This window comes from Actinokineospora sp. PR83 (genome assembly GCF_021056305.1).
Classification (GTDB): Bacteria; Actinomycetota; Actinomycetes; order Mycobacteriales; family Pseudonocardiaceae; genus Actinokineospora; species Actinokineospora spheciospongiae.
Genome location: NZ_JAJCXD010000024.1, coordinates 109547 through 131888, shown reverse-complemented (window position 1 = coordinate 131888; position 22342 = coordinate 109547). Strand labels below are relative to the sequence as shown.

19 protein-coding genes are annotated in these 22342 nt (G+C 73.2%); 8 read left to right on the top strand and 11 right to left on the bottom strand.

What is annotated here, in order from left to right; translation table 11 throughout:
* The first annotated feature begins 213 nt into the window (after positions 1 to 213).
* Both L6E12_RS08085 and L6E12_RS08080 read left to right on the top strand, forming a co-directional pair.
* Positions 214 to 1935, top strand: coding sequence for an ABC transporter ATP-binding protein (locus L6E12_RS08085; RefSeq protein WP_236227256.1), 1722 nt, complete (start codon positions 214 to 216; stop codon positions 1933 to 1935).
* On the top strand, positions 1932 to 3659 hold the full coding sequence (locus tag L6E12_RS08080) for an ABC transporter ATP-binding protein (protein WP_236227255.1): 1728 nt from the start codon (positions 1932 to 1934) through the stop codon (positions 3657 to 3659). The genes L6E12_RS08085 and L6E12_RS08080 overlap by 4 nt, the downstream gene beginning before the upstream one ends.
* 161 nt (positions 3660 to 3820) lie before the next feature.
* On the opposite strand, the gene L6E12_RS08075 is transcribed toward L6E12_RS08080, so the two are convergent.
* Positions 3821 to 4453: a hypothetical protein gene (locus L6E12_RS08075; RefSeq protein WP_236227254.1), complete on the bottom strand. Its 633-nt coding sequence runs from the start codon at positions 4451 to 4453 to the stop codon at positions 3821 to 3823.
* A 167-nt stretch (positions 4454 to 4620) separates the two neighbouring features.
* Between L6E12_RS08075 and L6E12_RS08070 the strand changes: the two genes are divergently transcribed.
* Positions 4621 to 7374, top strand: a complete 2754-nt coding sequence (locus L6E12_RS08070; protein WP_236227253.1) for a BTAD domain-containing putative transcriptional regulator — start codon at positions 4621 to 4623, stop codon at positions 7372 to 7374.
* A gap of 51 nt (positions 7375 to 7425) precedes the next feature.
* On the opposite strand, the gene L6E12_RS08065 is transcribed toward L6E12_RS08070, so the two are convergent.
* From L6E12_RS08065 to L6E12_RS35335, 3 genes are all read right to left on the bottom strand, one after another.
* A complete protein-coding gene (locus tag L6E12_RS08065) occupies positions 7426 to 8001 on the bottom strand; it encodes a hypothetical protein (protein WP_236227252.1) in 576 nt (191 codons plus the stop codon).
* A 31-nt stretch (positions 8002 to 8032) separates the two neighbouring features.
* Entirely contained in the window at positions 8033 to 8599 is a 567-nt protein-coding gene (locus tag L6E12_RS08060) for a hypothetical protein (RefSeq protein WP_236227251.1), read from the bottom strand.
* A gap of 394 nt (positions 8600 to 8993) precedes the next feature.
* A complete protein-coding gene (locus L6E12_RS35335) occupies positions 8994 to 10205 on the bottom strand; it encodes a CdaR family transcriptional regulator (protein ID WP_236227250.1) in 1212 nt (403 codons plus the stop codon).
* A gap of 100 nt (positions 10206 to 10305) precedes the next feature.
* Between L6E12_RS35335 and L6E12_RS08050 the strand changes: the two genes are divergently transcribed.
* Positions 10306 to 11151 (top strand): SGNH/GDSL hydrolase family protein, encoded by an 846-nt coding sequence (locus L6E12_RS08050; protein WP_236227249.1) that lies wholly within the window; start codon positions 10306 to 10308, stop codon positions 11149 to 11151.
* A gap of 139 nt (positions 11152 to 11290) precedes the next feature.
* Here L6E12_RS08050 and L6E12_RS08045 read toward each other — a convergent pair whose 3' ends face one another.
* The gene (locus tag L6E12_RS08045; RefSeq protein ID WP_236227248.1) at positions 11291 to 11551 is read right to left on the bottom strand and encodes a hypothetical protein; all 261 of its coding nucleotides are present in this window, start codon (positions 11549 to 11551) and stop codon (positions 11291 to 11293) included.
* Between the two features lie 132 nt (positions 11552 to 11683).
* On the opposite strand from L6E12_RS08045, the gene L6E12_RS08040 reads away from it, so the two are divergent.
* The gene (locus L6E12_RS08040) at positions 11684 to 12157 is read left to right on the top strand and encodes an SUKH-3 domain-containing protein (RefSeq protein WP_236227247.1); all 474 of its coding nucleotides are present in this window, start codon (positions 11684 to 11686) and stop codon (positions 12155 to 12157) included.
* 23 nt (positions 12158 to 12180) lie between these two features.
* Here the strand turns inward: L6E12_RS08040 and L6E12_RS08035 are convergent, their stop codons facing one another.
* The 5 genes from L6E12_RS08035 to L6E12_RS08015 all read right to left on the bottom strand — a co-directional run bounded on the left by L6E12_RS08035 (position 12181) and on the right by L6E12_RS08015 (position 15682).
* On the bottom strand, positions 12181 to 13257 hold the full coding sequence (locus tag L6E12_RS08035; protein ID WP_236227246.1) for a branched-chain amino acid aminotransferase: 1077 nt from the start codon (positions 13255 to 13257) through the stop codon (positions 12181 to 12183).
* Positions 13258 to 13390: 133 nt separating this feature from the next.
* Positions 13391 to 14563, bottom strand: coding sequence for a cytochrome P450 (locus L6E12_RS08030; protein ID WP_236227430.1), 1173 nt, complete (start codon positions 14561 to 14563; stop codon positions 13391 to 13393).
* Between the two features lie 17 nt (positions 14564 to 14580).
* The gene (locus tag L6E12_RS08025; RefSeq protein WP_236227245.1) at positions 14581 to 14781 is read right to left on the bottom strand and encodes a ferredoxin; all 201 of its coding nucleotides are present in this window, start codon (positions 14779 to 14781) and stop codon (positions 14581 to 14583) included.
* A gap of 44 nt (positions 14782 to 14825) precedes the next feature.
* Positions 14826 to 15467, bottom strand: a complete 642-nt coding sequence (locus L6E12_RS08020; RefSeq protein WP_236227244.1) for a TetR/AcrR family transcriptional regulator — start codon at positions 15465 to 15467, stop codon at positions 14826 to 14828.
* A 2-nt stretch (positions 15468 to 15469) separates the two neighbouring features.
* Entirely contained in the window at positions 15470 to 15682 is a 213-nt protein-coding gene (locus L6E12_RS08015; protein WP_236227439.1) for a hypothetical protein, read from the bottom strand.
* A gap of 185 nt (positions 15683 to 15867) precedes the next feature.
* Between L6E12_RS08015 and L6E12_RS08010 the strand changes: the two genes are divergently transcribed.
* From L6E12_RS08010 to L6E12_RS08000, 3 genes are all read left to right on the top strand, one after another.
* Positions 15868 to 17286 carry an MFS transporter gene (locus L6E12_RS08010; protein WP_236227429.1) on the top strand — a complete coding sequence of 473 codons (1419 nt, stop codon included), beginning with the start codon at positions 15868 to 15870 and terminating at the stop codon, positions 17284 to 17286.
* Positions 17287 to 17351: 65 nt separating this feature from the next.
* Positions 17352 to 17708 carry a DUF6300 family protein gene (locus tag L6E12_RS08005; RefSeq protein WP_236227243.1) on the top strand — a complete coding sequence of 119 codons (357 nt, stop codon included), beginning with the start codon at positions 17352 to 17354 and terminating at the stop codon, positions 17706 to 17708.
* Between the two features lie 15 nt (positions 17709 to 17723).
* On the top strand, positions 17724 to 18650 hold the full coding sequence (locus L6E12_RS08000; RefSeq protein ID WP_236227242.1) for a LysR family transcriptional regulator: 927 nt from the start codon (positions 17724 to 17726) through the stop codon (positions 18648 to 18650).
* Between the two features lie 90 nt (positions 18651 to 18740).
* Here L6E12_RS08000 and dnaE read toward each other — a convergent pair whose 3' ends face one another.
* Entirely contained in the window at positions 18741 to 22274 is a 3534-nt protein-coding gene (dnaE, locus tag L6E12_RS07995; RefSeq protein ID WP_236227241.1) for a DNA polymerase III subunit alpha, read from the bottom strand.
* Positions 22275 to 22342: the final 68 nt, after the last annotated feature.

Genomic DNA, 22342 nt, shown 5'->3' with positions numbered 1-22342 from the left:
TCGCCCACCCGGATCAGCGCGCAGGTGAGGACACCGACGAAGGCCGCGAACGCAGGCGCACCCCGGTACGTCGACCCGCGCTGCCCACAGTCGGCGCCGTGGTGACGAGCCGGGTCATCCACACCCTTTCGAGCCGTGACGCTCCTCTGTGGACATGCCTTTCGGTGGCCCGATGCCGTGATCGGCTCCCCGGCCGCCGCGTAGGGTGGGGCCATGCCGGGGGAGCACACACCGCCGACGGCGGGGGACATCAGCGGGCCGGGGCGGTTCCTGTGGTGGCTGGTGCGGTCGCAGCCGGGGCGGATCGCGGTGGCGATGGCGCTGAGCAGCGCGTGGATGGTCAGCCTGGCCGTGCCGCCGTACGTGCTCTCGCGGGCCGTCGACGACGGGCTGGTGCCCCGGGACACGGGGGCGCTGGTGGGCTGGGCGGCGGTGTTGCTGGGGGTGGGGCTGCTCAGCGCGGTGCTGGCGGTCTACCGGCACCGGACGATGACCCGGGTCCGGATGGACGCCTCGTTCCGGACGGTGCGGGCGACGGTGCGCCAGTGCGCCCGGCTGGGGGCCACGCTGTCGCGGCGGGTGGGGGCCGGGGAGGTGGTGGCGATCGGGATCGCGGACGTCACGGTGGTCGCCCAGTCGTTGACCGTCGCCGGGCCGGGGTTCGGGGCGGTCGTGGCCTACGCCGCGGTGGCGGTGGTGATGTTCGGCATCTCGCCGCTGCTGGCGCTGGTGGTGCTGGGCGGGGTCCCGCTGTTGGCGCTGGTCATCGGGCCGCTGCTGCGGCGGATCGAGCGCACCGGGGCGGGCTACCGGGAATTGCAGGGACAGTTGACCGGCCGGTTGGTGGACGTGCTGGGCGGGTTGCGGGTGCTCAACGGGCTCGGCGGGAAGCAGGCGCACGCCGACCGGTACGACGAGCGGTCGCGGCGGCTGACCGAGTCGGGGTACCGGGTCGGCGGTCCGGCGAGTTGGGTGAGCGCGCTGGCGAACGGGCTGCCCGCGCTGTTCCTGGCGGTGGTGGTGTGGCTGGCCGCGCGGATGGCGGCGCGGGGCGCGATCTCCGTCGGCGACCTGGTCGCGGTGTACGGGTACGTGGCGGTGCTGGTCGTGCCGGTGGCGTTCTTCATCGACGGCAGCGGGGACCTGGCCAGGGCCGTGGTCGCCGCGCGGCGCATCATCCGGTTGCTGGCCTTGGAGCCCGACAACCGCGCCACCCCGGGCGCGGTCGAGCCGCCCGTGGGCTGCGGTCCCCTCGTCGACCCGGCGTCCGGGGTGGTGCTGCGCGCGGGGCGGATGACCGCCCTGGTCAGCGCCCGCCCGGCGGAGGCGGTCGCGGTGGTGGAGCGGCTGGGCCGGTTCACCGACACGGACGCCACCTGGTCCGGGACCCGGATCGACGCGATCGCACCCGACCGCCTGCGGGAACGGCTGGTGGTGGCCGACAACGACGCCGACTTCTTCGCCGGGACGATCCGCGAGGCGGTCGCGGGCCGGTGCGAACCCGACGACGCGCGGGTGCGGGCGGCGGTGCGCGCGGCGGTGGCCGACGACATCGTGGACGCCCTGCCCGCCGGGCTGGACGCCGAGGTGGCCCCCGGGGCGGGCACCCTGTCCGGCGGCCAACGGCAACGGCTGCGCCTGGCCCGGGCGGTCTACGCCGAACCGGACGTGCTGCTGGCGGTGGAACCGACCTCCGCCGTCGACGCCCACACCGAGGCGATGATGGCCACCCGGCTGCGGACGGCGCGACACGGCCGCACCACCCTGGTCACGACGACCTCTCCCCTGGTCCTCGCCCAGGCCGACGAGGTCGTATTCCTGACCGACGGCCACGCCACCGCGACCGGCACCCACGACGAGCTGATGCGCGAGCACCCCGCCTACCGCGACCTGGTGACCCGGCAGACGGGCCTGATCGAGGACGGGGAAGCATGACGCTGCCCATCGCGGGTGGGGCCCGGGTGCGGGCGGCGGTGTGGGGCGAGATCGTCGCCGACCGCCGGACCGTCGCCGGTGTGCTGGTGCTCAACAGCCTGGCGGCGGCGGCCGGGCTGGTGGGGCCGTGGTTGCTGGGGCGGATCGTCGACGCGGTGCGGTCGGGTTCGGACGTGCTCGGGACCGTGGACCGGCTCGCCCTGGTCATCCTGGTGTTCACCGTGGCGCAGACGGTGCTGTCGCGGGCCGCCCTGTCGTTGAGCTACCGGTTCGGCGAGCGGACCGCCGGGCGCATCCGCGAGCGGTTCCTGGCGCGCACGCTGGACCTGCCCGCCTCGGCCGTGGAGCGGGTGGCGACCGGCGACCTGATCGCCAGGGGCAGCACGGACTCCGCCACCGTCGCCTCGGTGCTGCGCCAAGCGCTGCCGGAGGTCCTCGTCGCCCTGGTGTACGCGGTGTTCCTGATCGCGGCGGTGCTGGTGCTCGACCCGCTGCTGGGCGCCTGCGGGCTGCTGAGCGTGGTCGGCATCGGCGGCGCCCTGAACTGGTACTTGCGGCGCGCGCGGACCGCGTACCTGGCCGAGGCCGCGACCGGCGCCCGGCTGGCCGACGTGGTGGCGAGCACCGCCGAGGGGGCGCGCACGATCGAGGCGCTGGGCCTGCGGCGGCAGCGGGAGCGGGCGGCGGAGGCCGCGATCGACGACGCGCGGCGGGCGCGGTTGCGCACGCTGTGGCTGCGCAGCGTCCTGTTCCCGGCGTTCGACGTGTCCCACCGGCTGCCGCTGGTCGCCGTGCTGCTGGTCGGCGGCGCCCTGCACGTCGGGGGCGCGGTCAGCCTGGGCACGGTCATCGCGGCCACGGTGTACCTGCGCCAGCTCGGGTCACCCCTGGACACGCTGATGGTCTGGGTCGAACAGCTCCAGGGCGCGGTGGCCTCCTACGCCAGGGTCGAGGGTCTCGCGGAGATCCCCCGCACCGCCCGCGGCGACACCCCGACCCCGGCCGACGACCGGATCGAGGTCCGCGCCGTCCACTACGCCTACGACGGCGAACGCGACGTCCTCACCGACGTGGACTTCTCGGTGAACCCGGGCGAACGGCTCGCCGTCGTCGGCGCCTCCGGGGCCGGGAAGTCCACTTTGGGCAGGCTGCTGGCCGGAGTGGACAGACCGCGCTCCGGCTCGGTCACCGTCGGCGGCGTCCCGATCGTCGACCTGCCCCCGGACGCCCTGCGCGAACAGGTCGTCCTGGTCACCCAGGACCACCACGTGTTCCGCGAATCGGTGCGCGACAACCTGCTGATGGTCAAACCCGGAGCCCACGACGACGACCTGCGCGCCGCCCTCAAGGCGGTGGGCGCCACCTGGCTCACCGACCTCCCGGACGACCTGGACACGGTGATCGGCACCGACACCCACCTCGACGGCGCCCAAGCCCAACAGCTCTCCCTGGCCCGCGTGGTCCTCGCCGACCCCCACACCCTCATCTTGGACGAGGCGACGGCCCTGCTCGACCCCACCACCGCCCGCACCACCGAACGCTCCCTGGCAGCGGTCCTGCGCGGCCGGACCGTCATCGCCATCGCCCACCGCCTGCAAACCGCCCACGACGCCGACCGCGTCGCGGTCATGGACGCGGGCAGGCTCATCGAGATCGGCACCCACGACGAACTGGTCGCCGCGGGCGGCGCCTACGGCGCCCTGTGGCGCTCCTGGCACGGCTGAGCGGGTGCCGCGCCCAACCCGAGGGCGGTCGAGAGGACCGGGCGGGTCATCCTGTCGCGGAAGGAGGCACGGCCGGTGGGAGAACGGCAGCCGCGGCGGGCGGGGCGTGGATCTGCTTCAGGGAACGGGCCGCCCCCGCGCGCGGGTGCGGCCCGTCCTGATCAGACGTACGAGGAGTAGGTGGCGTTGCCGTTGCTGAAGACGTTGATCTGGGTGTACGGGTAGCTCCAGCCGGGGCAGCCGTAGGTTGCCAGGCAGTGGTGGACCTGGCGCTGCATGACCGAGCTGGTGACGGTGCCGCCCGGCGGGTTGGCGAAGTTCTGCAGGTAGGCGCCGAAGTTCGCGGTGCCGTCGTTGTAGTCGACGATGTCGTAGCGGTTCTTCCAGGCCGTGACGACGTTGTAGTTGTAGTACCACTCGACGTACTGGCGGTAGCTGTAGACCGTGAAGCCCAGGGTCGAGTAGTAGTTCACCCGGACGTACGCCCAGTTGTACTCGTCCTGCGCGGTCTGCGTGCCCAGCTCGCCCGTGGGCCGGTTGCCGGACCCCCGCTCGAACTGCACGGTGGTCTTCGCCGGGTCGACGACCCGCTTGGCGACCTCGGGCACCCGGGCCAGCAGCGCCCGGTCGGCGTCGGTGGCCCGCTCGTGCCACACCCGGTCGATGGCCGCGGACAACTGGGCCGTGCTCGGTTCGGCGGTCGCCGAGGCAGGGGCGGCGAGCGCGATCACCCCCAGCGCGACGGCCACCAGCGTGGTGATCAGGCGGCGCGAGCCGCTTCTGCGTGGTTCCATGAGCTTTCCTCCGCTCTCGCCCCGGCGCCCTCGCTGCCGGGCCGTCGACGACCGTCGCAACCGGCGGTGGTCAACCACTGGACGCTCTCTGGACGCGGTGGCGAGGACAACCAGCCCGCGCACCCGGTGTGGTAGACACCGGGGGGACCTCGCGGAGCGGAGGCGCAGTGCGCGTTCAGGTGCTGGGGGCGGTGCGGGCGTGGTCCGGTACCGATGAGGTGAACATCGGGTCACCCGGCAGGCGGGCCCTGCTGACGTTGCTGGCCCTGGCCGACGGGCGCCCCCTGGGGATGGACGGGCTGATCGGGGCGCTGTGGGGTGAGCGGTCCCCGCGCAGCGCGGTGAACGTGGTGCACACCCACGTCAAGCACCTGCGCCGGGTGCTCGAACCCGCGCGGCAACCGGGTTCCCCCGCGCGGGTCCTGGTGCGCTGCGGCGACGGGTACGCCCTGCGACTGCCCGACGAAGCCCTTGACCTGGCACAGTTCCGGCGGTTGGCCGCCTCCGGCGCGGCGCTGTGCCGGGCAGGGGAGCACCGCGCCGCAACCGCCCGGTTGACCAGCGCGCTGGAGCTCTGGGCCGGTCCACCCGGCGGCGGGCTCGCCGCGCTGGCGGGCAACCCCGCCGTGACGGCGGCGGTCCGCGAGTGGTTGTCAGCGGTGCTGGCGCACGGTGAGGCCGCGCTCGCGGCGGGAGAACCGGCGGTCGCCGTGCCGCTGCTGTCGCGGGCCACCGCCGAGGCCCCGTTGGACGAGTCGTTGCACGCGCTGCTCATCCGCGCCCACCACGCCACGGGCGACCGCTCGGCGGCGGCCGCGGCCTTCCACCGGGTGCGCAAGGGTCTGGCGGCGGAACTGGGACTGGACCCCGGCCCGGAACTGACCGCCGCGTACAGCGAAGTCCTCGCAGGCAGGCCCGCGGCCGCGGCCAGGGTTGTTGCCGTGGTGCCAAAGCAGTTGCCACCCGCCTGCGGGTCCTTCGTCCTCCGGGACGAAGTGCTCGCGGAGCTGGACGCGGTGGTGGCCGACGGCGACCGCGGGGTGCCGGTCGCGGTGGTCGACGGGACGGCGGGCGTGGGCAAGACGACGGTGGTGGTGCACTGGGCGCACGGGGTCGCGGACCGCTTCCCGGACGGGCAACTGTTCGTGGACCTGCGCGGGTTCGGGCCGGGGGCGCCGCTGGACCCCGCCGACGTGCTGGCCGGGTTCACCGAGGTGCTGGGGGTTCCCGCCGGGGCCTCGTCGGACCTGGCTGCCCGCACGGGGTTGTTCCGCAGCCTGCTGGCGGGCAAGCGGGTCCTGGTGGTGCTGGACAACGCCCGCGACGCCGACCAGGTGCGCCCGCTGCTGCCCGGGACGGCGGGCTGCGCCGCGGTGGTGACCAGCCGGTCCCGGCTGCCCGGTCTGCTGGTGGGCGGGGCGCGGGCAGTCGCGGTGGACCTGCTCGCCCCGGCGGAGGCGCGCGAGATGCTCGCCGGGCGGCTGGGCAGCACCCGCGTGGCCGCCGAACCCGAGGCCACGGAACGGGTGATCGCCGCCTGCGCGGGGCTGCCGCTGGCGCTGGCGGTGGCCGCGGCACGGGCGACGACCACACCGCTGGGCGACGTGGTCGCGGACCTGGACGAGGCGGGCAGCCTCGACGCCCTCGCGACCGGCGAGCCCCACTCGGACATCCGCGTGGCCTTCGAGACCAGCCACCGGGCGGTCGCGGAGCCCGCGGCGGGTCTGCTCGACCTGCTCGGCCTGCACCCGCTCCCGGAACTCCCCCTCGCGGCGGCCACCGCACTGGCGGGCACACCCACGACCGCGACCCGCCGCTGCCTGCGCACCCTCGCCGACGCCAGGCTCGTGGACGACCGCGGCCACGGGCGGTTCCGGCTGCACGACCTGCTGCACGACTACGCCCGCGAGCGGGCAGCCGAACTCCCCGCCCGGGCAGCCGCCGCGGCCCTGGACCGGCTGCTGGACCACTACCTGCACTCGACCCGCGCCGCGGCGCGCACGTTCTCCCCGTACACCGACACCCGGGAGGTGCCCGCCCCCGCGCCCGGGTCGGAACCGCTGGACTTCACCGACCGCGCCGCGGCCACCGCCTGGTTCGCCGTGGAGCAGGAGGCGCTGGTGGCGCTGGTCGGCACCGCGGAAGCGGCGGGTCGCGACCGGCACGTGTGCGAACTGGCCGTCGCCCAGCGCTTCTGGCTCGACCGCCGCGGCAGGTGGGAGTGCATGCGCGCCCTGGGCGAGGTCGCGCTGGCGGCGGCGGACCGGCTGGGCGACCCGTGGCTGCGCGGTCGCTGCCACCGCGAGCTGGTGACCGCGCACATGCGGTTGGCGCGCTGGGCGGACGGCGAGCACCACCTCGCCGCGGCGCTGCGGCTGCTCGACGAGGCGGCCGACCCGGTCGCCTACGGGCAGACCCTGGTCAACGGCGCGCAGATGCGCCGCAAGCAGGGGCGCGTCGAGGAGGCCCTGCACGACGCCAGGACCGGCCTGGGGCTGTTGGTCGAGGCCGGGCACAACGGGCAAGCCCTGGCGCTGAGCCTGGTCGGCAGCCTGCTGTCGCAGACCGGGGCGCACGTCGAGGCGCTGGCCGCCCACGAGCGGGCCCTGCACCTGCAGCGGCAGCTCGGATACCGCTTCGGCGAGGCGGACACGCTGCTGGCGATGGGCACCGTCCGCCACACCACCGGCGACAACGAGGGGGCCAGGGCGTGCCACCGGCGCGCGGTCGAGCTGTTCAGCGAAGCGGGCGACCGGTTCTGCGTCGCCGACAGCCTGCTGCGCCTGGGCGACGACGAGCACGCCTTGGGCCACACCGCCGACGCCCGGGCGAACTGGGAGCAGAGCCTGGGCATCCTCACCGGGCTGCGCAACCCGTTGGCGGACACCGCTCGCCTGCGGTTGTCCGAGACCGGCGGCTGACCCCGGACGAGCGGCAGGGCCCGCCTGCGCACGGCGGGCGGGCCCCGGCGGTCAGACGAGCCCGTAGCGGTAGATCGACGTGTGCAGGTCGAACAGGTGCCACGAGTTCGGCGGGATCGTCCACGAGCCCGCGAAGGCGCCCTCGGAGGTGCCGTTGTCGACGTAGGCCACGTGCGTCAGGGTGTCGGTGGGGTCGTAGTTGGCGACGCTGAACCCGTTCAGCGCGTGGTGGTAGTCGGGACTGCCGACCTCGAACACCTGGCCCTCGCCACCGCACACCGCACCCCGCCAGCCGATGCCACCGACCAGGGCGTCGATGCAGAGCTGGGTCAGGCCCCACTGCTTCACGCGCAACGCCTGGAGCTGGTAGTACCACGGGCTGATGGCCGGGTTGGCACCCGGGTGGTAGCCGTAGGGGTTGTAGTCGCCGCACCGCCACTCGGTCCACACCCCGTTGATGCCGCGACCGGAGATGCAGACCACGTGCGACCGGCCCTCCGAACCGGCGGGGCGGTCGGGGCCGTAGCGGTCGTACCAGGTCGCCGACGCGGGCGCGGCGGTCGCGACGGCCGCGGTGAGCACCGCAGCCGCGACGACCGCGGCGCGGCGGAACCTCTTGCCGATCATGTCGTGCCTCTCTGCAGGGGGTGGGCGCGGTTCACAGGACCCAGAAGCCCTTCATCGGGCCGCCGAGGTCGAACAGGTACCAGGACTCGGGTCCGATGAGGGTCGGCGACGGCCAGTTCCAGTTGTCCGACCGCTTGGCCTCGAAGGAGATGAGGTCGCTGGGGTGGTAGTTGGCGATGCTCAGCCCGTGGATGTAGTGCGAGTTGTCCGGGCTGCCGACCTCGAACACCTGGCCCTCGCCACCGCATTGCTGCCCCCGCCACCCGAGGCCGCCGACCAGGGCGTCCACGCACAGCAGCGGCAGCCCCCACTGCTTGAAGCGCAGCGCGGTGATCTTGCCGCCTGAGCCGTAGACCCACGGGTCGGCGTTGCCGTCCCACCCGGTCTCGGTCTGCTGGGCGCACTTCCACCGGCTCCAGGAGCCGTTGGTGCCACGGGCCTGGTTGCACACGGTGTGGTTGGAGTACACGGCGCCGGGCGGGAAAGCGGGCCCGTACACGTCGGTCCAGGACGCCGACGCGGGCACCGCGGTCCCCAGAACGGCCGCGGCGGTGGCCAGTGCCATGACCGCGAACCGGCGGATCTTCTTGCCGAACATGGAGTCCTCCAGTCCGGGGGTGGGCCCGGGCCCACCCCGTGAACGCCCCGATCTGGGCGATGCCCGACCCTCCCACCCGCGGATGGTCACCCTCTGGACATCGACTGGACGGTCACCGGGGCTCGTATCAGGGGCCTCCAGCGGGTGCGGAGGAGCAGCAGCGCACGGCGGCGGCGGCCCCCGCACCTGGCGGTTCGCGCCACGCGCGGTACCGGAGCCCATCCGGGCTGGTGATCCCGTACGCCTCGTGCGCGGAACGCGTCCGCGAGGCGTTCGGCGAACAGCTCCCAGTCGTGCGCGATCCGCCACGGCACGGGGACCGGTGTAGGCGACGCGATCGGTTTCGCCCACCCCGATCCGCGGTGCTCGACCCCCTGCCCGGGGCACAACAGGCTCAGTGGTCGCCCTCAGCGGCGTGGGCGGCGAGAGCGGCGGTCAACTTGAACAGGTCCTCGTGCCGGGTCGGGTTGAGCGACGTCAACTCCGCGATCCGGCGGATGCGGTAGTCGATGGTGTTCGGGTGGACCCGGAGCCTGCCCGCGGTCTGGCGGCGGTTGAGGTTCGTCGCCAGGTAGAGGCGCAGGGTGGGCAGCAGGTCGGGTTTGTCGAGCAGCGGCGTCAGCAGCGCGGCCAGCCGACGGCGGGCGGGACCGGGCCGGGTCAGCTGGTGCTCCAAGAGCAGGTCGTCGAGGCGGTGGAGGCCGGGCGGTCGGTGGAAAGCGGCCGCGACCTCGCGGAGTTCGGCGGCGAGCCGGGCGGCGGCGGGCACCTCGGCCGGGGCGCTGTGCGTGGCGCAGGCCAGGACGGGGGCGCCCGCGGCCTTGCCCAGGGCCTCGACGAGGACGCCCAGCCACGCCCACGGGTCGGGTTCGTCCGGGTACGGGACCAGCAGCAGGCCCTCGTCGGCGGAGACGCGGGCCAGGGCCGGGTGGGCGCAGCGGCGGTCGAGTTCGGCGCGGATGCGACGGGTCTTGCGGCGGCCCGCCACGGCGGCGTCCACCCCGGGGTCGAGTTCGTCGGGGTGCGGGTCGATGGCGGCGGAGACGACGAAGTACGCGGCGGGCAGGCGGATGCCGGTGCGCCGGGCGGAGACCTCCGGGTCGGCACCGGAGAGCAGCGCCGCGAGCATGGTCTGGTTCTGGGTGTTGTCCTCGCCGACGAGTGCCTGCCGCTCCGCCAGGTACCCGGCGGCCACCTCGGACACCGCCACGCACAGGTAGTCCAGCAGCGACCGGTGCACGACCGCCATCTCCTCCGGGTCCGCGGTGGGGAGCAGCGCGTCGACGCAGGCTTGGGCGCCGAGGTGGTAGGCGCTGAGGACGGCGTCGATCGGCAGCCCCTCCTCGGCGCGCTTGGCCGCCGACGCCCGGATGGCCGCAAGCTGGGCCGGTTCCGGTGGTCGCCCGGTGCGCAGGCCACGGGCGAAGCCGCCGATGATCTGCTTGACGATCCGGTGCACGTCCCCGTCGATCTCCTCGGCGGGCAGCCTGCGGTAGACCGGCAGCCGCTCGGCCAGGTGCCCGGTGACGGTGGCCGCGAGCCCGGGCAGGTCGGCGAGCAGCCGGGCGGCCAGCGACTCGGCCGCCGCGGAGTTGTGACCGGTCACAACGCCACCTCCCGGAACTCTGGCAGAGGTCCCAGCCGGACACCCCCGCGTTTGGCGGGATCATAAACGCGCCGGTAACACCTCACCCCTTGGAGCACCAGTGCCGCGGTCCAGGTTGATCAGCACCGCCCCCGTCCTCGCCCTGCTCGCCTGCGTCGGCCTCGGCGCCGGTACCTCCGGCGCCGCCGACCCGCTGGAGTACGTCGCCCTGGGCGACTCGGCGGCGGCCGGGCCGCTGATCCCGCAGGTGGACCCGAACCTGCTGTGCCTGCGCTCCCGGGACAACGACTACCCGGCCGTGGCAGCCCGCATCCTCGGCGCCCGACTGACCGACGTCACCTGCTCCGGCGCCACCACGGCCCACTTCACCTCACGCCAGTTCGGCCTGGTGTCCCCCCAGTTCGACGCCCTCAAGCCCACCACGGACCTGGTGTCGCTCACCATCGGCGGCAACGACGTCAGCCTGGTGCAGCTCACCCTGGGCTGCCTCAACCTCCTGCCGGAACCGCTGGGCCGCTCCTGCGCCGACCAGGAGGCCGCCAAGGGCAACCCGACCGCCGCCAAGATCGACGCCTGGGCCCCCACCCTCGGCACCGCCCTGGACACCATCCACGCCCGCTCCCCCCACGCCGAGGTCGTCGTCGCGGGCTACGGCACCTACGTCCGCCCCGGCGGCTGCCACCCCACCCAGCCGATCTGGGCCCGCGACGCGGACTTCGTGCAGAGCCTGGTGAACCGCCTCAACGCCGCCCTGCGCGCCCAAGCGGAGGCCCACGGAGCGACCTATGTGGACATCGCCGCGGTCAGCGAGGGCCACGACACGTGCGCCGCACCCGCCCAGCGCTACCTCGAAGGGCTGATCCCCACCAGCGCCGCCGCACCGCTGCACCCCAACGCGGCGGGCATGGCGGCCTTCGGCACCGCGGTCGCCGCCGCCGCACGCTGAGCGTCCCGCCGTTCGGGCCGGGCTCGACCCGCGGGTCGAGCCCGGCCCCCTGCGGCTGCGCCACCGGGAGGACCCGTTCCGCTCGGGGCCAAGAGCACCCGCTCCTCGGTCACCTCGCGCTCCAGCGCTGGGACAGCGCTCAGGAGCGGGCCCGCTTCTCCGCTGCCTTCCCAGCCTTCTCGATGCTGCTCTGCACGCGGCTCATCTGCGTGGTGCACGAGGTGAGCTTGCGCTGCACCTCCTTGGCCTCCCGCCCGAACTTCTCCGCCGCCGCCTTCGCCTGCTTGGCGTCCTCTTCCTTGACCCTCTGCTTGGTCTGCAACTCGGTGAGCTTCGCGGTGTGCTCCTTGTGCTCCGCCTGCAACTTGGCCAGCTTCTTGCGGTCCTGCTCGATCGCCACGACAGCTCCCGTCCCTGAGGCACCGATGTGGGGGCAGACGCTAACGATCACCGCCGGCGCGCGGGGGTGGGAACGGTGAAGTGTCAGGCTTTTGACCGGTACAGTGGCCCCGAGGGGAAGCGATTGATCTTGGTGTCCAGTGGTTCGAAGGCGAGGTTTCCCGCTGAGGTCGACGACCTCCTGCGTGCCGCGGGCTGGTTCCCGGGCCGGGCGGTCGACACCACACCGTGCTCGGCGGCGTGGGCGGAGCTGGGCTTGACCGGCGGCCCGACGGAGTTCGTCCGCGAGTTCGACGGCCTGACCGTCACACACCCGCCCTTCGTCGACGTCGGCGAGGTGAGGCACTTCGACCACACCGGCTTCGGCGTGGTCGACGCGGTCGCGGGCCTGTCGCCGAGGATGTACCGGGAATACAGCACCTTGGCGGGGGTGGACCTCTACCCCGTTGGGGAGGACAGGTCGCACATGACGCTGATGGTGGGTTCCGGGACGCTGTTCGCCGGGGTGGACAACTACCTGTTCGCCCACCCCGGCGGTCTCGACGAGGCGGTGGCCCGGATCTGCGCGGGTGCCCGTCCCGGCCTGGTCGGGGAGTGGTCGCCCTGAGCAGTCACTTCGGGGGTGCGCGGCTACACGACCCGGTGGAGCCAGCCCCGGGTGTCGGGGCGGGTGCCGAACTGGATTCCCACGATGTGTTCGCGGATGGCCAGCGTGGTCGCCCCGGGGGTGCCGCCGCCCACCGCCTGGGTGTAGCCCCGGCCGCGGAACTCCAGGATCGGGGTGATGACCGCCGCCGTGCCCGCCGCGAACATCTCGGTGACCGTGCCGTCCGCGCACTGGGTGCGGAGTTCGTCGATGGTGACGCTGCGCTCCACCGGCTCGAGGTCGTGTTCGGCGGCCAACTCCAGGACGCTGTTGCGAGTGGCCCCGTCGAGGATGGTGCCGAGGGTGGGGGTGACCAGGTGGCGGTCGGCGGTGACCAGGAAGAGGTTCATGGTGCCCGATTCCTCCAGGGCCCGGTCGCCCTCGCTGAGGTAGAGGACCTGGTGGCAGCCGTTGCGCTGGGCTTCGACCTGGGCGGCCAGGCTGGAGGCGTAGTTGCCGCCGCACTTGGCCGCGCCGGTGCCGCCCCGGCCCGCTCGGGCGTAGGTTTCGCTGACCCAGAGGGCGACGCCGCTGTCCGCGGTGAAGTAGGCGCCCGCGGGTGAGGCGATGACCCCGTAGTCCACCTGGGCCGAGGGGCGCACGCCCAGGAATGCCTCCGAGCCGAACATGTACGGGCGCAGGTACAGGCTGCGCTCCCCCGGGCCGGTGGGCACCCACGCCTGGTCGGCGGTGACGAGTGCGACCACGCTCTGGACGAACAGTTCCGGCGGCAGCGCGGGGAGGGCGAGGCGTTCGGCTGAGGCGACGAACCGGCGGGCGTTGAACTCCGGGCGGAACAGCCAGATGCTGTCGTCCGCGTGGCGGAAGGCCTTGAGGCCCTCGAAGATCTCCTGGGCGTAGTGCAGGACCGCCGACGCCGGGTGGAGGCTGTAGTTCTCCAGGGCTCGGACGCGCAGGTCGTGCCAGCCCGCCTCGGGGGCCCACCGGGCCGAGGCCATGTGGTCGGTGAAGACCTTGCCGAAACCGGGGTCCCGCAGCGCCCGCTGCCGGGCCTCGGCGGGCACCGGGTCGGGCGCGGGGGTGTGGGTGAACGTGGTCATGGCGGCCTCCTCGTCCGGTTGCGCGGAGCACCACCGGCGCGGGTCGCGGCCACCGGAGCCACAGTGGCCGCGACCCGCGCCGGTGTCCGCGTCCTGTGGGGAACGTAGTCCACAGAGCACGCGGGGTCTCGGATCACCAGCGGACGGGGAGTTCGTGGACGCCGTACACCGCCCCGTCGTGCTTGAACGGGACCTCGTCGAGGTCGGTGGCCAGTTCCAGGGTGGGGATGCGGCGGTAGAGGGTGCTGTAGACGACCTGGAGTTCCAGGCGGGCCAGTTGCTGGCCGAGGCACTGGTGCACGCCGAAGCCGAAGGCGAGGTGCCTGCGGGCGTCGCGGCGCAGGTCGAGGCGGTCGGGGTCGGGGAAGACGTCGGCGTCGCGGTTGGCGATGTCGTTGGCCATGATCAGGCCCTCGCCCGCGCGGATGACCTGGTCGCCGATGGGGATGTCGGCGGTGGCGACGCGGCGGCGGCCGTTGTGGGTGATGTTGAGGTACCTGAGCAGTTCCTCGACGGCGGAAGCGACCAGGGCGGGGTCGTCGGAGTCGCGCAGGAGGGCCAGTTGGTCGGGGTTCTCGAAGAGGGCGAGGGTGCCCAGGGCGATCATGTTGGCGGTGGTCTCGTGCCCGGCGATGAGCAGCAGCACCCCCATCTGCGCCGCCTCGGACCGGGTCAGCTCGCCCGCCCGCACGCGGGTGGCCAGGCCGGAGAGCAGGTCGTCCGCCGGGTGTTCGACCTTCGTCGCGACCAATTCGTCCAGGTAGGACATCAGCGTGCCCATCGCGGCGGTGCGCTGCTCGGTGGTGGCCTCGCGCTTGACGACGGTCTTGCTGCTGCCCTGGAAGAAGTCGTGGTCGGCGTACGGGACGCCGAGCAGTTCGCAGATCACCAGCGACGGCACCGGGAGCGCGAACGCGTCGACCAGGTCCACCGGGTTCGGCCCGGCCAGCAGCCCGTCGACCAGGTCGTCGACGATGCGCTGCACGGCCGGGCGCAGGGCCTGCACCCGCTTGGTGGCGAACGGCGCGGTCACCATCCGGCGCAGCCTGCCGTGCTCGGGGTCGTCCATCAGGATGAAGCTGATCGACGTGCCCCCGGGCGGGATGGGGGCGGAGCTGGGGTAGCCGGGGCGGGAGATGTCGGCGCTGACCCGGGGGTCGGCCATCAGCGCGCGCTGCTCGGCGTGCCGGGTGACCAGCCACGGGGTGCTGCCGTCCCACAGGCCGACCCGGACCAGCGGCCCCTCCTCCTGCTTGGCCCGCGCGGCGGGCGGCGGGTCGAACGGGCAGCCGGGGGCGCGCTGCATGGGGAACAGCTCCGCGCTCACGCGCCCTCCGCGATCTCGATCGCGGCGGCCGGGCAGACCTCGGCGGCCTCGCGCACGGCCTCGTGCAGGTCCGGCCGCGGGGCGGGGTCGAGCAGGACCACGATGCCGTCCTCCTCGCGCTGGTCGAACACGTCCGGGGCGAGCAGGACGCACTGGCCCGCTCCGCAGCACCGGTCCTCGTCCACCGTCACCTTCATCGTCGCCTGCTCCTTCGTGGTGGTGCGTTCGGGTTCCAGGCCGGTCAGGTGACCGGGGCCTGCCAGAGGCCGACGATCGCGTCGATCAGGCCGGTCCCGGCGTCGTGCCAGGTGGCCCTGGGGGTGGGGGTGCCGTCGGCGAGGGCGCGCTCGCGCTCGGCGACCATGTGCACCATGAGCTGCCGGGCCATGTCGCCGCGTTCGGCGCGGACGTCGGTGGGCAGGTCGGGCAGGCAGCGGTGCAGGCCGTCGAGGATCTGCCGCAGCGACGGGGCCTCCAGCGCCTCCTCGATCATGATGCCGCGCAGCGCCGGGTCGGTCATGACCTGCGCGCCGAAGCGGGCGAACCAGGTGGGGCCGACCGCGGCGGCCAGGTGGTCGGTCACCGGGCGCACCAGGCAGGCCACCCAGTCGCGGATGTCGGTGGAGCCCGCGCAGGCGGCCACCATCCGCGCCCGCAGCACCTCGGTGGGTTCGGAGTGCCTGCGGGTGATGGCCCGGACCAGGTCGGCCTTGGTGCCGAAGTGGTAGCCGACGGCGGCGTTGTTGCCCTGGCCCGCCGCCTCGCTGACCTGGCGGTTGGACACGGCGTAGACGCCGTGCTCGGCGAAGAGCCGCTCGGCGGTGTCGAGGATCTGGTCGCGGGTGGAGACCGCCCGCTCGGTGCGCACCACTCGGCCGGGCACGGTCACCACCTGACCGGGAGTTCGCGCAGGCCGCCGACCGCGAGCCCCTCGACCCGGCGCAGCTCGGCGGCCGGGACGGCGAGTTCGACGGTGGGCAGGGTCACTGTGGTGACCGGGCGGCGGGTGCGCAGCTCGGCCCACTCCGGTGGCGGTTCCAGCGCGGCCGGACTGGGGATCGGGTATTCCGACTCGTGATCGTCGTCGCCGTGCGCCACGGGTGTGTCCTCCTCGACAATCAACCTCGGTCTGTCACCACCTAACCGCGCCTTGCTACGGTAAGTCAAGCAACTGACTTAACTCCTGGTTCCCCGCTCCCAGCCGGAGGCTGACCGTGTCCCGTGCCGCTGTCCCGAACGGCGCCGTCCCCGACGGAGCTGCCGACCAGCCCGCCGACGCGGCGGTGATCCCGCCGTCGCGGGCGACCTCCGTGGTCGTGGTGCTGGCCTTCTCCGGCATCGTCGTCGCGCTGATGCAGACGCTGATCATCCCGCTGATCCCGATGCTGCCCCGGCTGCTGCGAGCCGACGCCGCCGACGCCACCTGGGCGATCACCGCGACCCTGCTCGCGGGCGCCGTCGCCACCCCGACCATGGGCCGCCTCGGCGACATGTACGGCAAGCGGCGGATGCTGCTGGTCAGCCTGGGCCTGATGATCACCGGTTCGGTCGTCGCGGCCCTGAGCGACACCCTGCTGCCCATGGTGGTCGGCCGCACGCTGCAGGGGCTGTCCTCGGGGGTCATCCCGCTGGGCATCAGCATCATGCGCGACGAACTGCCCGTCGAACGCCTGGGCTCGGCGACGGCCACGATGAGCGCCTCCCTCGGCGTCGGCGGCGCCCTCGGCCTGCCCGCCGCCGCCCTGCTGGCCCAGTACACCGACTGGCACGTGCTGTTCTGGGCGTCGGCGGGCTTCGGCGTCGTGGCGCTGGCCCTGGTGCTGTCGCTGGTGCCGGAGTCGCAGGTGCGCACCGGCGGCCGGTTCGACGTCGTCGGCGCGCTGGGGCTGTCGACCGCGCTCATCTGCCTGCTGCTGGCCATCTCCAAGGGCGCGGCGTGGGGTTGGGGCAGCGCGCTGACGCTGTCGCTGTTCGGCACGGCCGTGGTGGTCCTGCTGCTGTGGGGGCGGTGGGAGCTGCGCACCAGGCAACCGCTGGTCGACCTGCGGACCACCGCGCGCAGGCAGGTGCTGCTGACCAACCTGGCGTCGGCGGTGTTCGGCTTCGCCATGTTCGCCATGTCGCTGGTGATGCCGCAGCTACTGCAACTGCCCACCGCCACCGGGTACGGCCTGGGGCAGTCGATGCTGGCCGTGGGCCTGGTCATGGCGCCGTCCGGTCTGGTCATGATGGCCACCGCGCCGCTGTCGGCCCGCGTGTCGCGCCTGCGCGGCCCGAAGACGACGCTGATGGTCGGCGCGGGCATCGTGGCCGCCGGGTACGCGGTCAACATCGTGCTGATGTCGGCGACCTGGCACCTGGTGCTGGTGTCGTGCGTGATCGGCGCGGGCATCGGCTTCGCCTACGGCGCCATGCCCGCCCTGGTCATGAGCGCGGTCCCCACCTCGGAGACGGCGGCGGCCAACAGCCTCAACACACTGATGCGCGCCATCGGCACCTCCGTGTCCAGCGCCGTGACGGGCCTCGTACTGGCACGGCTGACGATCCCGTTCGGCGACACGGCCCTGCCGTCGCAGGGCGGTTTCCGGATCGTCATGGCGATCGGCGCGGGCACGGCCCTGGTCGCGCTGCTCATCGCCTCCTTCCTCCCCCGCCGGGTGCCCGCCCTGCCCCCGGCCGAACCCGTTCCCGCCGCCGCCTGAACAACCACTGGTTGTCGACCGCCCGCGTGTCGTTTGTTGGACAGCGGTCGCCGCCGTCGGTTCGAATGGGCATTCGAACCGACGAGAGGGGCGAGGCGGTGGGGCACGGCGGACCGGAGTGGGAGGTCGACCTGGTCGCGGGGTTGCGCTGCCACCGGTGCACGGGCGAGGTGGTCTGCGCGGTGCGCGTGCCGCACTCGTTCCTGCACGCCGACGGAACCGAGGTCGGCGGCACCCGGTTGGTCGCCCTGTGCCCGGACTGCGACCGGGGCCGGGCCAGCGCCCGGCCGGTGATCGCGTACTTCCAGGCGCACGGGCGGGTCGTCGCGGACCGGGTCGAGGAGTTGGCCGGGCTGCTGCGCGAGTGGGCGGCGGACGTCGGACCGGCTCGGGTCGGGGAGCTGGAACACTCGGCACGCTGACACGGGAGGTGGGGCGTGGGGGAACTGGACCTGGGCGCGGTGCGGGCCTTCGTGGCGGTCGCGGAGAACCGGCACTTCGGTGAGGCGGCGGTGGAGCTGGGGATCACCCAGCAGGCGGTCTCGAAGCGCGTCGCCAAGCTGGAGGCGGACCTCGGCACCGTGCTGCTGTCCCGGCTGCGCACCGGAACCGGCCTGTCCCGGGACGGGGACCGGTTCCTGCCGCACGCGCGGAACCTGCTGGAGGCGGCGGACCGGGCCGCGGTGGCGCTGCGCCGGGAACGGCCGCTGCGGGTGGACGTGCTGGACACCCGGCTGGCGACCACGGAACTGATGCGCGCCTACCACGAGACGGGGGTGGACGTCGACGTCGTCACCTCGGACGGCCTGCGGACCGCGCGGTCGACCCTCAAGGCCGGGACGGTGGACGCGGCCTTCGCCCGGGTCACCGTTCCGCTGGACGGGGTGCGGAGCACGCCGGTGCACTTGGAGCCGATGGAGGTGCTGGTCGGCACCGGGCACCCGTGGGCGGGGCGCGGGGCGGTCACCATGGCCGACCTGGCGGGTGTGACCGCGTGGATGCCCGGCAACGAGCGCGGCAGCGAGTGGGCCGAGTTCTGGGAGGTGGTGGGCGCCGAGTTCGGCGTGCGGATCGACACCACCGGCCCGAACTTCGGCTACGAGCACATGGTGGCCGCCGTCGCCGCGAGCACCGACCGGATCAGCTTCATCGGCGAGCAGTGCCGGATGCCGGAGCACCCCGGCGTGGTCCGGCTGCCGGTCCACCCGCCGCGCCCGGCGTACCCGTGGTCGCTGCTGTGGCACCGCCACAACCGGCACGCCGCGCTGCCGGGCCTGGTCGCCCACGTGCGCGCCGGGTTCCGCCCGCAGGACCCGGCCCAGGTCTGGCTCCCGGACGCGGACCTCCCCGCCTTCCGCCCCTGATCCACGCCTCGGGCCTCGCCGAGGCCACCACGAGACAGCGCGGATCTGCCCGCCCCCCACACTCGCTGCCGCGTGGCCCGGTGGGCGCCGTCACGGGGCGACGCGGACTCCCGGGAGCGAGCGGAGTTCGCCGAGGAGCGCGGCCGTGACCGCCACCGGGTAGTCCTCCACCGCCAGCGTGATCCGCCGGTTCCCACTGCACAGCACGATCCGCACCGGCGTGCTCCCCCGGTGGGCCGCCAGCGCCGAGCGCAGTTCCGACACCCCGTCCGGCTCGACCTTCGCCGTGGTCATCTCCAACAGGAGCGGCGCCTCGACCACCCCGGCCTCCGCACTGCTGACGTCCAGTGGCGCCAGGTCGGAGCCGAACACCGACAGCTTGTCCTCGCGCCAGTTCACCCGCCCCTTGACCACCACAGCAGCGTCCTCCACCAGGTCAGCGGCCAGCACGGCGTAGCTCTTGGGGAAGAACAGCACCTCGATCGACGCGTCGAGGTCCTCCACCACCGCGATGGCCCAGGTCTCCCCCTTCTTGTTCACCCGGCGTTCCAGCGCCGAGATCATCCCGGCGATCACCAGTTCCCCCTCGCGCGGCGGGTTGGCCAGCACCGCGCCGATCGACCTGGGCGCGTGCTTGCGCAGGATGCGGTCAGCCCCGTCCAACGGGTGCGCGGAGACGTACAGCCCCAGCATCTCCCGCTCCAACCCCAGCAGGTGCTTGCGCGGCCACTCCTCCGCGTCGAACCGCAGGTGCGCCAGCGGTGAGGCACCCGTGTCCGCAGGCGCGTCGTCCCCGCCGAACAGGTCGAACTGCCCCAGGGCCTGCTGCCGCTTGAGCCCGACCACGGCGTCCACCGCCTCCTCGTGCACGTCGAACAGCGCGCGCCGGTGGTGACCGAACGAGTCGAACGCGCCCGCCTTGATCAGCGACTCGACGACCCGCTTGTTGCAGCACACCAGTTCCGACTTGGCCACGAAGTCGGCGAAGGAGGCGTACGGCCCCTTGGCGGCCCGGGTGGCGATGATCGACTCGACCACGTTCGCGCCCACGTTGCGGACCGCGCCCAACCCGAAGCGGATGTCCGCCCCGACCGCCGCGAAGCGCAGCGAGGACTCGTTGACGTCCGGCGGCAGCACCTTGATCCCCAGCGCCCGGCACTCGGCGAGGTAGACGGCGGACTTGTCCTTGTTGTCCGAGACCGAGGTGAGCAGGGCGGCCATGTACTCCGGCTGGTAGTTGGCCTTGAGGTACGCGGTCCAGAAGCCGACCAGCGCGTAGCCAGCCGCGTGCGACTTGTTGAACGCGTAGCCCGCGAACGGCAGGATCGTGTCCCACAGCGCCCGCACGGCCTCGTCGGAGAAGCCGTTGGCCAGCATCCCGTCGCGGAAACCGGCGAACTCCTCCTCCAGGACGTCTTTCTTCTTCTTGCCCATGGCCCGGCGCAGCACGTCGGCGCGGCCCATGGAGAAGCCCGCGACCCGTTGCGCCATCTGCATGATCTGTTCCTGGTAGACGACCAGGCCATGGGTTTCGGCGAGGATGTCGTGCAGCGGCTCAGCCAGTTCCCGGTGGATCGGTTCGACCGCCTGGCGGCCGTTCTTGCGGTCGGCGTAGTTGTTGTGGGTGTTCATCGCCATGGGGCCCGGCCGGTAGAGGGCGTTGACGGCGATGATGTCGGCGAAGCCGGTGGGGCCCATGCGGCGCAACAGGTCGCGCATGGCGCCACCGTCGAGTTGGAACACCCCGAGGCTGTCGCCCCTGGCCAGCAGGTCGTAGGTGGCGGGGTCGTCGGTGCTCAGGGTGTCGAGGTCGATGGTCTCGCCCCGGTTGGCGGCGATGTTGTCGATGGCGTCGCCGATGACGGTCAGGTTGCGCAGGCCCAGGAAGTCCATCTTGAGCAGGCCGATGGCCTCGCAGGACGGGTAGTCCCAGCCGGTGATGACGGCGCCGTCGTCGCGGCGCCACAGCGGGATCACGTCGATCAGCGGTTCGGCGGACATGATGACCGCGCACGCGTGCACCCCGGCGTTGCGGATCAGCCCCTCCAGGCCGAGGGCGGTCCGGAACAGGGTGCCCGCGTCGTGGTCGGTCTCCAGCAGCGAGCGGACCTCGGCTGCCTCGGCGTACCGCTCGTGCCCGGGGTCGGTGATGCCGCTGAGCGGGATGTCCTTGGCCGCGACCGGCGGCGGCAGCGCCTTGGAGACGCGGTCGGCGATGGCGTACCCGGGTTGGCCGAAGTGGACCCGCGCGGCGTCCTTGATCGCCGCCTTGGTCTTGATCCGGCCGAAGGTGATCACCTGGGCGACCCGGTCGGCGCCGTAGCGCTCGGTGGCGTAGCGGACCATCTCGCCCCGGCGGCGGTCGTCGAAGTCCATGTCGATGTCGGGCATGGAGACGCGCTCGGGGTTGAGGAAGCGCTCGAACAGCAGGCCGTGCGCGAGCGGGTCGAGGTTGGTGATGCCCATGGCGTAGGCCACCAGCGACCCCGCCGCCGACCCGCGCCCGGGGCCGACGCGGATGCCCACCGCGCGGGCGTGGTCCATCAGGTCGGCGGTGATCAGGAAGTAGGCGGGGAAGCCCTTGCGCACGATGATGTCAATCTCGAACTCGGCCCGCGCGGTGTACTCCGCGGGCACCCCGCCCGGCAGCCGCCGGTCCAGCCCGCGCAGCACCTCGGCCCGGAACCAGGACGCCACGTCGTACCCCTCGGGCGCCGGGTACACCGGCATCCGGTCCCGGTGCTCCCACACCTCCGCGTAGGACTGCACCCGTTCGGCGACGAGCAGGGTGTTGTCGGCGGCACCGGGGACCTCGGTGTCCCAGTAGGCACGCATCTCGGCGGCGGACTTGAGGTAGTAGCCGTCGCCGTCGAACCTGAACCGGTTCGGGTCGTCGAGGGTCTTGCCCGCCTGCACGCACAGCAGCGCCGCGTGCGCCTCGGCCTGTTCCTTGGCCACGTAGTGCGAGTCGTTGGTGGCCAGCGGGCGCAGCCCCAGCTCGGCGCCGATGTCCAGCAGCCCGTCGCGCACCTCGCGTTCGATGGTCAGCCCGTGGTCCATCAGCTCCAGGAAGAAGTTGTCCGGCCCGAAGATGTCCCGGTAGTCGGCGGCGGCCCGCAGTGCCTCGGCGGGTTGGCCGAGCCGCAGCCGGGTCTGCACCTCGCCGGACGGGCAGCCGGTGGTGGCGAGGATGCCCGCCGCGTGCGCGGAGAGCAGTTCCCGGTCCATCCGGGGTTTGCGGTAATAGCCCTCCATGCTGGCGAGTGAGGACAGCCGGAACAGGTTGCGCAAGCCGGTGGCGTTTTCCGCGAGCATGGTCATGTGCGTGTACGCGCCGCCACCGGAGACGTCCCCGCGCGCGGCACCGCGCCTGCCCCAGAACACCGGCTTCTTGTGGTGCCTGCTCTCCGGTGCCAGGTACGCCTCGATCCCGATGATCGGCTTGACACCCACCCGGTTCGCCGACTGGTAGAACTCGTCGGCCCCGTACAGGTTCCCGTGGTCGGTCATCCCCACGGCGGGCATCCCGAGCCGGACCGCCTCGTCGAACAGCGGCCCGACCTTCGCCGCCCCGTCGAGCATGGAGTACTCGGTGTGCACGTGCAGGTGGACGAAGGAGGACAACCGGCATCTCCAGGCGGCGCAAGGGGTTCGACGAGGAGCGCCCATTGCAGCCGAGCCCGCGAGGGACC